The 12,860-nt window shown below is 48.6% G+C and carries 9 protein-coding genes; 1 reads left to right on the forward strand and 8 read right to left on the reverse strand.

Going from position 1 to position 12,860, the window contains the following annotated elements; genetic code table 11:
• Positions 1-77: 77 nt before the first annotated feature.
• The 6 genes from FIV45_RS12445 to FIV45_RS12470 form a co-directional block, all read right to left on the reverse strand.
• Positions 78-1,670 (reverse strand): class I adenylate-forming enzyme family protein, encoded by a 1,593-nt coding sequence (locus FIV45_RS12445; protein WP_204602105.1) that lies wholly within the window; start codon positions 1,668-1,670, stop codon positions 78-80.
• A 60-nt stretch (positions 1,671-1,730) separates the two neighbouring features.
• A complete protein-coding gene (gene dgcA / locus FIV45_RS12450) occupies positions 1,731-2,705 on the reverse strand; it encodes an N-acetyl-D-Glu racemase DgcA (RefSeq protein ID WP_099471962.1) in 975 nt (324 codons plus the stop codon).
• The gene (locus FIV45_RS12455; protein ID WP_099471963.1) at positions 2,698-3,741 is read right to left on the reverse strand and encodes an N-acetyltransferase DgcN family protein; all 1,044 of its coding nucleotides are present in this window, start codon (positions 3,739-3,741) and stop codon (positions 2,698-2,700) included. Before FIV45_RS12455 ends, dgcA begins: the two co-directional genes overlap by 8 nt.
• Positions 3,734-5,203, reverse strand: a complete 1,470-nt coding sequence (locus FIV45_RS12460) for a M81 family metallopeptidase (RefSeq protein WP_099471964.1) — start codon at positions 5,201-5,203, stop codon at positions 3,734-3,736. The genes FIV45_RS12455 and FIV45_RS12460 overlap by 8 nt, the downstream gene beginning before the upstream one ends.
• Entirely contained in the window at positions 5,200-6,984 is a 1,785-nt protein-coding gene (locus tag FIV45_RS12465; protein ID WP_099471965.1) for a CocE/NonD family hydrolase, read from the reverse strand. The genes FIV45_RS12460 and FIV45_RS12465 overlap by 4 nt, the downstream gene beginning before the upstream one ends.
• 61 nt (positions 6,985-7,045) lie before the next feature.
• Positions 7,046-8,509: an aldehyde dehydrogenase family protein gene (locus FIV45_RS12470; RefSeq protein WP_099471966.1), complete on the reverse strand. Its 1,464-nt coding sequence runs from the start codon at positions 8,507-8,509 to the stop codon at positions 7,046-7,048.
• A gap of 437 nt (positions 8,510-8,946) precedes the next feature.
• On the opposite strand from FIV45_RS12470, the gene FIV45_RS12475 reads away from it, so the two are divergent.
• Entirely contained in the window at positions 8,947-9,642 is a 696-nt protein-coding gene (locus FIV45_RS12475; protein WP_099471978.1) for an IS6 family transposase, read from the forward strand.
• Positions 9,643-9,728: 86 nt separating this feature from the next.
• On the opposite strand, the gene FIV45_RS12480 is transcribed toward FIV45_RS12475, so the two are convergent.
• Both FIV45_RS12480 and FIV45_RS12485 read right to left on the reverse strand, forming a co-directional pair.
• Positions 9,729-10,844: an SGNH/GDSL hydrolase family protein gene (locus FIV45_RS12480; RefSeq protein ID WP_099471967.1), complete on the reverse strand. Its 1,116-nt coding sequence runs from the start codon at positions 10,842-10,844 to the stop codon at positions 9,729-9,731.
• Positions 10,845-11,426: 582 nt separating this feature from the next.
• A complete protein-coding gene (locus tag FIV45_RS12485) occupies positions 11,427-12,860 on the reverse strand; it encodes an amidase (protein WP_099471970.1) in 1,434 nt (477 codons plus the stop codon).

Consider the following 12,860-nt stretch of genomic DNA (forward strand, 5'->3'; position numbering starts at 1 on the left):
GAGTCCCTCAGATTCAAATATAAATACCAATACCGAGGAATTCCTCAGGGCCTCCCTATGCACATGCCTCATGTTCACTATGCCTGTTCTTCCTGTCGCAATTCTCGTTTCAGTATTTTTCCTATGGGACTGCGTGGTAATTGTTCGATCACCCGGATCTCGGATATCCGTTGTGCCTTGCCAAGCTTGTCATTGACCGCATCTTTTGTGGCATCCGCATCAAAGCTGTCGTGGTCTCTGACCTCCACATAGGCCACCGGGGTCTCGCCCCACTGTTTACTGGGTACGCCAATGACCGCCACATCAATGATATCAGGATGAGCCAGCAAAGCTTTTTCCAAATCAACAGCATAGACATTGAAACCGCCGGAGATGATCATGTCTTTCTTGCGGTCCTTTAAATGCAGAAAGCCCTCGTCATCCAGCCAGCCAATGTCGCCGCTTCTCTGATAGCGATTACCGTCTTCATCATACCAGCTGGCCTCTTTGGTGGCCTCGGGGCGTTTCTCATAGCCCGTCATCATCTTACTGGACCAGCCAATAATCTCCCCGGCCTCCCCCTGAGGCAGAATATCCCCTTGGTCGTTAATGATCCGGATGTCACAGCCCAATCCCGGCTGGCCCACCGTGTCCAACTTGTCCGGTCTCTGGTCTGCTTGTAACAAACAGGTTACCCCGCCTTCTGTCATACCGTAGATCTCGACAAGTCCCCCTGAGGGCCAGCGCCGTAATAGGTCTTCTTTCACATGTTTATGGAGCGGGGCACTGGTGGAAAGCTTAAGCTGATAGGCTGACAGGTCATACTGACCAAATGCAACCTCATCCAGCAGACGTTCATACTGTACCGGTACCAGTACCGCATGGTTGATGGCATGCTCCTGACTGAGCTGCAAAAACCCAAGCGTATTAAACTTCTCCATAATATATAGGCTGCCGCCCGAAACCAAAGTCGGAAACACGGGAAACAGGGTCGTATTAGAATAAAGCGGGGTTGAGACAAGGGTACGGCTATTCTCCCCGAACCAGCCAGCCGCCAGAAGGTCACTGGTTTCCTGGGCACGGTACTGTCTGTCCTGCATAATTCCCTTGGGGTTTCCGGTGGTGCCGGAACTATAGATCAGGTTAAAACCATGGGACGGTGACAAGACAACGTCCGGGGCTTCTATGGAGGCTGAGGTAATTAAATCTTCCAGGTTGTGGTGTTTACTGTCCGCGCCGCGCAGTATCAAAATACCATCGCCTACTGCTTCACTATTGATCAAGTTGGTCAACGTCTCTTTATAGGGCGTTATCATATCCAGATAGTCTGGTGAGACAAACAACATTCTGGCTTCACTGTCCTGTATCATCCGGGCCAGGGTCTCTGGTGCGGCCAGAGTTGACAGAGGCACAATACAGGCTCCGGCGCGGAGGCCGCCGAGAAACACTTCCATATATTCCACGCAGTTACGGTTTAACAGGGCAATGCGATCATTGGGTTTAATACCGTTTTTTATTAGGCTATTGGCGACCCGATTGATCCTAGCATCAAAGTCACGCCAGTTAAGCTGGCGGCTTGAATCCAGTATCGCAAGTTTCTCCGGATAACGCGCTGCCGCCTCCCGTAGCCCTACATCTATATCAACTTCATCACTTATATCAACTTCATCACTGTCATTCATCTTTGTCATATATTCCTCATTGTTAGACATCCCCCCCCGGTAGAAACCCGACACAATGTTCCACTCGCCTTAACCCCAAAGGTTGCGCATTGGTGAAGAAACTACGCCACCTGCATAACGCATGGGATTTTCACGGTCTTTAGAAAGAAGAACAGCTCCATCCAGATCTACATAGCGACACATCTGAGCAATCACAAAACCAGGGGCCATGGCGAGAGAGGTGCCCAGCATATTTCCAACCATCAAACCCAAACCCATGACCTTTGCCTTGTGGGCAAGGGCCATGGCTTCCGTTAAGCCACCCGTTTTATCGAGCTTGATATTAATCATCTGATAACGGCGTGAGGCTTGCTCTACCTCACTCCTATCCAAACAGGACTCATCAGCACAGAGGGGAACGGGAGAGCTGTATCCTTCAAGGTCAGCGTCCCCGCCTCGGGCAAGGGGCTGTTCAATCATTTCAATATCTAGGGCCTTGAACTTCGGCGCGAGCGCCTTGAGCTGCTCAAACGTCCAACCCTGATTGACATCAACCACGATCTCTGCATCGGGACGCGCAGCTCGAACGGCCCTTATACAGTCAAGCGGTCGCTCACCATCCAGTTTAACCTTGATCCTAGGGGTGTCCAATAGAGTAGCTGTTTGCGCCATCTCCTCCGGCGTACCAATCCCAACCGTGTTCACCGTGATCACCCCACTAGGCTTAATGCCGGTCAGCTCCCAGATGGTTTGATCACTTTGTTTGGCTTCCAGATCCCATAAAGCACAATCTATGGCATTGCGCGCGCCGCCAGCAGGGAGTATTTTTTGCAAGTGATCTCGCGTTAAACCTGCTGCCAAGTCATGGCGTATCGTCTCCGCCTGAGCCAACATAGTATCTCCGGTCTCCCCGAGATAATAGACCCCTGTTCCTTCGCCGCGGCCTATCGCACCATCCTGCTTAAGTATCACGGTCAAGATGAACGCTTCCGTGAAGGTGTGGCCCGTGATGGAAAAGGGCGCCTTAGTGGGCCAGGAGCTCAGAGAGAAAGAAACATCACGCATGTTCCGGCCCCCCGAACCTGGTGAGAATGACGTCTGCAATCTCTCCACAGCCTTCTATCAGGGGATCAACGCAAGCCAATCCTGTTTCCTGTGACAAAGCTTTTAGATAAGGCCCGCGCGCCTCTTTCTTCAGACCAGACGTATTAACACTGATCCCCACACAGCTTATCTCAGGGTTGGTGAGGCGGCCACAGGTAAGGTTGATCTCTATACAGTCAGCAACACTTGGCAATTTCATTTCAGGGCAACTGATATTCGTCTCTCGGGTCGGATCATGACAGACGACAATGGCATCTGGCTGCGAGCCATGTAGCAATCCCAAGCTCACCCCAGCATATGAAGCGTTAAAGAGAGAACCCTGGCCTTCAATCACATCCCAATGATCCGCATCATTGTCAGGAGAAACCAGTTCAGCCGCCCCCGCCACAAAGTCAGACACCACAGCATCAATGGGAATGCCCGTTCCGGCAATCATGATCCCTGTTTGTCCGGTTGCTCTGAATGTTGCCTTGACGGTGCGTTCTTGAAGGCTTTTGGTCAAGCCAAGCGCTGTGTATTTTTTCCCCACGGCACAGTCGGTTCCCACCATCAACACTCTTTTACCAGTGCGCTTTTTTCCTGTCGCTATAGGCAGATTAGCCGGTGGATTACGAATATCTATTAAGGCCGCCCCTGAGGCCTTTGCCGCCGCCGCGACGCCGGGAAATTCCTTCAGGCGCAAATGAAGACCGCTCACAATATCAAGGCCTGCCGCCGCCGCGTCTTCCAGAACCAGGGCCCAGTTATCATCAATCTTACCCCCCACAGGGGCGACGCCAATCACCAGACTCTTCACCCCTGCACGAACCGCATCCGCAATCGTCATGTCACTTGTGCCTAAGTCAAGGCTATTACCTTCAAACCGCAGTTGACCCGCGACTAGCTCTGGGCACCATTGAACAATCCCGAGGCCCGTCTTTGCCAAGGCCCTGTCGTCCGTATCCCCAATGAAAATCAGATAAGGAGACCGTAAGAAAATTCTGCGATCACTATTCATGGCATGCCTCTTTCCACGGAAACTTATCCGCAGTCGTCATATGTTCATAAGAGATTTGTGTAACGTCCATTTGCATGGCACCAAAAGAGGCCATGTAGATGACCTCGCTGGCGATAGGGGCGAATGCGCCGTAAAAATGTTGCATGGACTTTGGAATCAGAAGCTGCTTAGTCGTGGGATCTATGCCGAGATCCTCAAAGATGCACGGTGAGAAACATTGGCCCCGCTTGCTACTAACGATAAGATCAATGCCCTCAGCCCGCAAGGCGACAACATCCCCAACAGAAAGAAAAACAGGCTTACCCTCCCCTTGAGGAAACCGATGGCTATAATCGTCCTTAACAGCCAAGACCGCCACATCAAGATCAACCGGGTCTCCAGAGGTTGGGCCTAGTTTGCCCCCCAGACTAACTTTAAGCTTGGCCCCTTCCCCCGCTGACTTTGCCAACCGCACAACCTCCGGATCATAAAAAATCGCCATTGCCACGTTCTGGGCCTTATTTTCTAACAACCACCTAAGCGCAAAGGTCGCATCACCCGGCGCGCCGCCGCCGGCGTTATCGGCTTGGTCTGCGACCACCACCGGTGATCTGTCACTGGCCAGGGCGCGCGAGAGCGCCTCTGCCATGGGCACGGTCTTAAAACCAATCTCATGGCGCAGATCATAGATTTCTTGACCCAGCTTTTCGGCCAACTCTTCAGCCAAAGGCAGGTCATTATCCGTCACCACCAGCATCTTGCACCCGGCCTCCGTAACGTCCCCCGCTGGAAATCCATGACCAAAAGACACGGAGAGGACGCCATCTTCCTGCTCTACTTCAGACATATGATCAACGAAGCGGCGCAGGGCCGGTTCAGATGTCGGATAAATGCCCACCATCTTGCAATCGAACATAGCCATTGTGGGGCGAAGCTCCCCCGATTGCGCCCTGACAGCTAAATCGAAGAGTTCCTCGGCGCGGTCATTCACATCAATATGGGGGTATTCCTTGAAAGTAATTATGATATCGGCTTGCGCCACCATCAATTCTGTCAGGTGACAATGAAGGTCCAATTCAACGGCAATCGTCACATCAGGGCCGACAATTTCCCGCACCCGCGTAATGATATCGCCTTCGCAGTCTTCATAACCCTCTGCCACCATGGCACCATGCAGAAAAAGCAAAACGACGTCGACGGGACCTGTTTGTTTCAGGCTTAGAAGAATTTCATCCCGAAGCGTTTCATAAACAGATCGAACAGTAACGCCCGATGGCTGCGCAAAAGCAGCTAGGCTCAAAATAAAATCATCCCCTCGCGCCAATGCGTTGTTCCGCCACATGCCAAAGAGGTCAAACATGCCAAAGTCCGGATCAACCGGCGACAAATCTGACGCGCGCACAATTTCAAAATCATCAAATCCTGTCGGCATAGGAGAATATGTATTGCTCTCCGTTGATAGTCCTGCTGTGAAAATTCTCATTCTTTCGTCCGCCCCAGAGTAATAACAGGCAGTATTAAATGTGACGGCCGCGCAAGGTCATGGAAGATAGTTTGTTTGGCCACTTTGTAATTCACGTCTGTTTGAGCTGGCGCACCCGTATTCGTATTAGCATCAATGCCAGGGAAGGCCGCACTTGCAATTGAAATGCGCAGTCGGTTTCCAACCATAATTTGGTGGCCTGCTGTACCAAGCGTAACCTCAAACTGTGTCGCCTCGTTAGGCACAAGCATTACTTCCCGATCAAAACCCTCCCTGTATCGGGCACGCAAAACGCCCGGGCGGCCATGGAAAGGGACAGATCTTCCATCCGGAAAGACTTCCGTAACTGAGACTACCCAGTCTGTATCCATACAATTGCTTGCAGCATAGAGTATAAGTTTAAGTTCCCCAAGAATCGTAACAGGTACGCCAAATGCTTCACTAGTATAAACCAAAACATCAGACCGTATTTCCAGCTCGCGGCGATCACAGATTGGCGCTACTTCGCATGGGGTTGGAAACATGGGATCATATATATAATAGTCCGTCGGTTCCTCTTCGGGAGCCTCCTGGGATAGCACCCCATCTCCCCGAAAGGAATTTGCTACCCCTTCACTATGGAAATAAAATTTTTCCGTTACTGTGCCTGGTACAGGAAATGTTGAGAAATGATGCCACTCATTCAAGCCTGTTACGTAGACTTTAACACGATCCTCCTGAACCTGAGTGTCTACTTTACCGCACAGGTAACGGCTGAAGAAGGCAAGCCGCTGAGCCACCAGGTCCACCTGGCCGTTATCCGGCATAGGGCGATCACCGTTGCCTTGATCCTGCACCTGTGAACGATAGGTTTGTGAGTGGTTCCACGGGCCGACCAGAAGATAACTATCCGCACGATCCGGCTGCACATTTTCCAGATGCTGAAAATATTTTATAGGACCGATGGTAGGGTCGTACCAACCATCGGTGAAAAACATCGGCAAGTCCAGTTCCGCCAGTTCTTCATCTGTGAAGCTAACCGTGCGCCAATAGGGGGCTCCCGGCGGATGAGATAATGCTTCACGCCACGACTGAAGTTTATCGCCCTCCAGAATGTTATCCGCCGCATCAATCAATGGTTTCCTGTGCATTGCAGGACTCCACTCAGGGTGCTTGATTAACGCATTCATATCACCGTAAGGCGCATCAAGATCCTCCCATTGTTCCAGGTCCGCAACTTTGTGCCATTGCATGAACCATCCCCGTCCCGGCACGCCGCCCAAGTAAGGAAAACCATAATTAAGGCTGAAGAAACACGCTGTCGGCATGATGCATTTCAGTGCCTTTGGTCTGGTTCGGGCGGCATAAAGTTGAACACTCCCCGCATAAGAGGAACCTTCCATTCCCACATTGCCATCACACCATGATTGAGCCTCCAGCCAGTTGATACAATCGTGACCATCGTCAACATCATCCTTGAAAAGCCGGAAAGAGCCCTCGGATTTATACTGACCCCTGACCATCTGAAAAACAAAAGCAAACCCCGCGTCCAGATAGCGGGATATATTCCATGAATCATGCCGTGACGGCCTGAACATGGGATAGGGGCTGCGGTGTATGACGGTCGGAAAGCTCCCCCGGGCAGCAGGAAGAAATATTTCAGTATAAAGCCCCACCCCGTCACGCATGCGTGCCATTTCGATGAGATCCGGCTGCCGGGGCGTCGTATCTGGGTCCGGTGGTGGCGCATACCTGCCTTTTTGCCAGGCCGCGACCCGTGCCTCATAACTATCTTTAATCATATTTATCCGCTTCTCTATAATTTCTATATTTATACATTATTGTCGGTAAAGTATTTCACCCTCAACCGTGGTTGAAATAGACCAATTTGCGCCGAACATAGCTTTCCATGCCGGCAATTCCGCCCTCAATACCGATACCGGACTGGCCATAAGGCTCGTTGGATGCCGTGTGCCCAGCCCCTTCTCCTTCATAAGAGGAACTGCTGACTATAATGCCCGAATTCACGCCCCTAGCCAGCTTCATCGACGTTGACATATCCGTGGTCCAGGCATAGGCCGCAATACCATAGCGCGTGGAATTGGCCAGCCTTATGGCCTCATCAACATCATCAAAGCCAATTGTAGAAAGCACAGGGCCGAAAATTTCTTCTTGCGCGACCCGTGCATCATACTGAACATTTTTAAATATGGAGGGCGCAACGAAATAACCTCCCGCTTCAGGCAACAAACGATGTCCACCTGTAACAAGTTCTGCCCCCTCAGACGCGGCCACTTCAATATACTCCATAACTTTCGAGAATTGTTTTCCCGAAACAAGCGGCCCATAAGTCGTTGTTGAGTCAAGAGGATTACCAGGCTTGATATCTTTGAATCTCAATACAATTTTCTCCAGCAACTCTTCTTCTACCTTTCTCTCCACCAATAACCTGGTACCGGCACTGCATACCTGGCCCTGATTGCACAAGATGGAAGCTGCAATTGTGTCAGCCACCACGTCCAAATCATGACAGTTGGCAAAAACTATTTGCGGCGATTTTCCTCCGCATTCCGTCAGAACATTCTTCATGTTGGATTGACCGGCATAGGACAACATCAACTTGCCAACCATTGTTGAGCCCGTGAAGCTCAACATATCCACATCCATATGGAGCCCAAGGGCCTTCCCCACAGTTTCACCGGCCCCAAGCACCACGTTCAGGACTCCTGGCGGAAGCCCCGCCTCAAGAGCCAATTGAGCAAGCCTGATGGCCGATTGGGATGATAGCTCAGACGGCTTAAGTACAACGCAGTTTCCCGCTGCTAACGCCGGCGCTACCTTAAGTATCGCAACGTAAGTCGGGAAGTTCCAGGGCACAATAGCCCCAATGACGCCGCGCGGAACCCGTACCTGTGTTGCAAAACTCATATTATCGCTTGAGAATACATCACCAGTAACTTTGTCTAACGCTTCAGCATAGAAACGAACCAAATTGGCGGCACCAGCCGCATTGCAGAACTGCAAAGATACTGGCTTACCAACCTCCTGCGCATCATAGGCGTCTAATTTCTCTGCTTCAGCACTGATTAAATCAGCAAAACGGTAAAGAACCCCTTTTCGAAATGATGGCGGCGCATCGCTCCAGCAACCACCGTCATAGGCGGCACGCGCCGAGGAAACGATCCTATTCGTATCTTCTATATTTCCTTTCGGAATAGTTAAAAGCTCTTTACCTGTATATGGACAAACTGTCTCAAACACAGCCTCTGAAGTTGACACAAAAAACTTGCCGTCACTAATATGAGAAAGACTTTGCATAATAGACATAAACTGATTAACTCCCTAACTATAAAATTAAAATTCCCTCGTCCACAGACAAGCGACCTGTCTATAGAAAAAAATTACTCTTCAATTAGGCCCTCGCCTTCATACATTCGCTTATCAGATCATAAATACGCCCCTTAGCCTCAAGCAGATCTATTCTGGTCGCAAATCAATATTGTCGTGTATTGCTCAGCTTGTGCCTTAACTTCGATAGCGAGATTATACCAAATCAAACCTCAGGTTTTTATAACGCAAGAGAATGCGTGGTGTTCTGCCGAATGATCAAATTGATCGGCAATTCGGATATTTTATTAAAAAAACTTCTCATATTTACCTTTCCAGTAATGATGGTGAGAAATATTCACAGTCTGTTTTTCTTCTTTTCTGCTTGAGGGGCTTTGACACATTAACTTTTCCAAACTCTATGCTATATGATGCCGATGAAAAAAATATCATACCATCGTCATCGCTTCCCCCCTGAAATCATAAAACAAGCCATTTGGCTTTATTTCCGATTTACCATGAGTTACAGGGCCGTAGAAGAATTATTGGCGCAGCGCGGTATTGATGTCAGCTATGAGACGGTGCGTCGATGGGCTCTTAAGTTTGGAATTGATTATGCCCGGCGTATCAAGAAACGTAGGCCTCAATCTCATACAGAATGGTTTTTAGACGAAGTATTCGTCAAGATTGGTGGTAAACCCATGTATCTCTGGCGCGCCGTTGACGGAGAAGGTGAAGTCCTGGATGTTTTGGTGCAAAAGCGCAGAAACAAAAAGGCTGCTCTAAAACTTCTTCGAAAATTACTGCAAAGTCAGGGTATATTACCAACAAAAATAGTGACCGATAAATTGAGGTCCTACGGTGCTGCGCTCCGAGATTTAAATATAAAGCATTTACATGATACAACCAATAGACTGAACAATAGAGCAGAAAGTTCCCACGTTCCCATCCGGCGACGAGAACGAAAGATGCAACGTTTCAAATCCCATAAATCAGCACAAATATTTCTATCAATTCACGGCTCAATTTATAATCTTTTCAACACCCAACGACATCTAATCTCAAGAAAAACTCTACGACAATTACGGTCAATCACAATGATTGAATGGAATCATGTGACCAATGCTGCTTGACCCAAGCCTCCATTGAAACCTCTTCGCGCTGAGAAAGTTAACAGAGCCAAGCAGCTTAACAAACTGTTCGGAAAATCGTTGACACATCACCTCGTTTGGCGTCTGATAATTGAGGCATTTGCGGGGGTTGATTTTCTCTGTATTTGCTTGAGTTTTTTTGCGATTATTACGGCTTGTCTGGCCATGCCCAGATCGTTTGGATGAACGCCATCGACTGTCCCTTCAAAGTCATCGCCCAACATACCGCTATTGGATAGGAAATAGAGGTTTTCATCACCTTCTGCCTTTAGTTTGGCAAATATTGATTTTAATATAGCACCTTTCTCTGAAGGTAGATTTTCAAAACTAGACCCTTCTATCAATAAGATAGGTGTATTAGGTCGGCTCTCGCGCAATCTTATAATGAAGGGTTCTGCTCGTTCGGAAACCATTTTGGGACTCAAGTTCCACATATTATCCAATACAAAGATAGCGGGATCAAGCTCAGATATCAGATCAGCTAATTCCATATCCATGCTGCCATTACCGGAGAAGCCGAGATTGATAATGGGCACTTTAAGTTCTCTGCTGACCAAGGAAGTGCCGAGCATACCAGGCCGTGATACCGTGCCTCCCTGCGTTATAGACGTACCATAAAATACGATACTATCTGATACTGATGAAAGGGGGAATTTTGAAAGAGACTCCCTTTTTGGGATGCCTATCTCGACCTGTTTTAAACCATTGTATAATGGCAAATACATGACATATTCTGTACTGCCCGATAATGCGAACGAGGCTTCATTTATCATGCCTGATGGTCGGCCATTACCAAGAAACCGCAATTTGCCCTTTTCATCCTTGGCGTAGATATCGATACCACTAACGCTAGTTGCAGGCATATGCATGAGGGCTATTTCAGTTTTTGATACAACCCATCTCACTTTAAGGGTTTTGGCTTCTGTCTTAAAACGGATGTGCAGACCAGCTGTGTCATGACTAAGATTCCACACTGGGTGCCTTACCACGTCTTTGGCCTTTAACGGTAAACGATCATAAATGGTCTCTGTATTTACCCAGCCTTTTCCTTCTATACCTAAGTTTGCAGCATCATACCAATCTGTATGTTCAACCCTTGGGCTGATGACTTCTTGAGAATAGGATATGGCTGGCGATAAACTGGCAATATTTATCAAAAAAAAGCTAATTATTTTAAAATTCATAGGTATTTCCCATTATTTCCTGAAGTTAATATTATTTTCGGCACCGAGATAAAAGAACATGGCATAAACGCCTGTGTTGAAACTCATTATCTCAGGGTTGATTTTGTCTAATGTGTCGTTTTCCGTGTTGTGAAAATCAAAATATCTGGCGGCACGGGCCCTTAAATTTACAACAGGCATTCCAGTATCACCCAGTAGCCCCATGTCTGATTGGCCTCTATGACCATTGCTCGGGCTTAGGGATTCCGAGCGCTGCCATAACTGTTGCAATTTCCCTTATGGAGTTTAACGCTAGTGGGCCAATGCGTGGTGTTCTGCGGAATGATCAAATTGATCGGCAATTCGGACATTTTATTAAAAAAATCTCTCATATTTACCTTTCCAGTAATTATGGTGAGAAATATTCACAGTCTGTTTTTCTTCTTTTCTGCTTGAGGAGTAGTTCTCTGTTTGTTGAGAACAACAGGCAGGTCTTAATCCCCTTGTTTTTCACGCCCTGCTTCCTCATTAAAGTCGACTATGGCAACATCGGCACCAGCCATGGCAAGGGCATGTCAAGATAAGCGCCATATTATAGATTTATCAAACATATAAACTCACCGGGGGTCGCCGTTGAATCCAGGGACAGGCCTGTTCAAACTGCGCTGCCAAACGAATCAGTGCTGCCTCATTTCCTATAGGTGCTGTGCATAATACGCCGATAGGCAAACCTTCGGCTGATTGATAAAGGGGCACTGACATGGAAGGTTGACCACTCACATTAAAAATGGCGGTGAACGGTGCCTGCTCGGAAAGCATTTGCTCAATTGAATAAAAACCTTCGGCGGTGTCATTAAAAAGTCCTAGTTTCGGTGTCGGGGTGAGAGCAACCGGCGTTATTAAAACATCCCATTGTTCAAAGAAACGTCCAACCCGTTCATTAATCGCATAAAGCTCCGCAATAACTTGGTTAATCCGTTCCGAGGTAAGGCCCTTGAAGTGCTCAAACATTAAAAAAGCACTTCTTTCCAAATTATCAGGTCCGGCCTTCTTACCACTTACCTGTTCTAAACCTTTAACGCCGCCCCCAAGCCCAAAGGCCCAATAATCGTAAAACCCCTTTAAAAATATATCCCAATCATAAACGAATGCTGTTTCTTCTACGTTGTGCCCCAACGCCTCACAAAGATGAGCCGCGTTGGAAACCGCAGTTGCACACTCCGGGTGGAGTGGGTGACCGGAAGGGCTGGCGGTCGAAAAAGCAATCCGCAGGTTTCCAGGATCAGCGCTAACTTCTTCAAGAAAAGGACGTTGCGGTGGGCGTGACTGATGAAAAGCGCCTATTTCAGGCCCATGTAACTGATCCAACATTGCTGCGGAATCACGTACGCTACGCGTTGTGACATGCTTGCGTAAAAGTCCGAAAATATCAGGGTGCCCATACGGACCAATTGGGTTCCTGCCTCTAGACGCTGCCAATCCGAATACACCACAAAAATGAGCAGGCACACGGATCGAGCCTGCTCCATCCCCGCTTTGCGCCATCGGCACAATACCCGCCGCTACTGCCGCCGATGAACCACCACTGGATCCTCCACTGCTATGCTCAATATTCCATGGATTTCGACAGGGGCCACTCGAAATGGATTCCGTCGTAAAAGAATTGCACAGTTCTGGGATATTAGTACTTCCTAGGGTCACTACACCGGTTCGTTTTAAGCGACGGACTAATTCACTGTCTTCCTGACAGATTAGGCCATCACCCAGTCGACAGCTCGGCACCGCCGGTTGCCCTGACATACCCACACCGCCTTTTACTAAAAAAGGTATACCGGCAAAGGCCGCTTGTGCATTAATCTGGGCAAGCGCTCGTTCAGCCTCCTCAGGAGAGAAAGACGTCAAAAAATTCAATTTTGGATTTAGGGCTTCGATTGCAGCCATGGCAACTTCGTGCAATTCTAGGGCAGAGATTTCACCGTTATCCAATAGCATTTTTAAATCTAACGCATCATAGGCGGCATATTCTTCAGGCTTCAT

This window comes from Paremcibacter congregatus, assembly GCF_006385135.1.
Taxonomy (GTDB): Bacteria; Pseudomonadota; Alphaproteobacteria; order Sphingomonadales; family Emcibacteraceae; genus Paremcibacter; species Paremcibacter congregatus.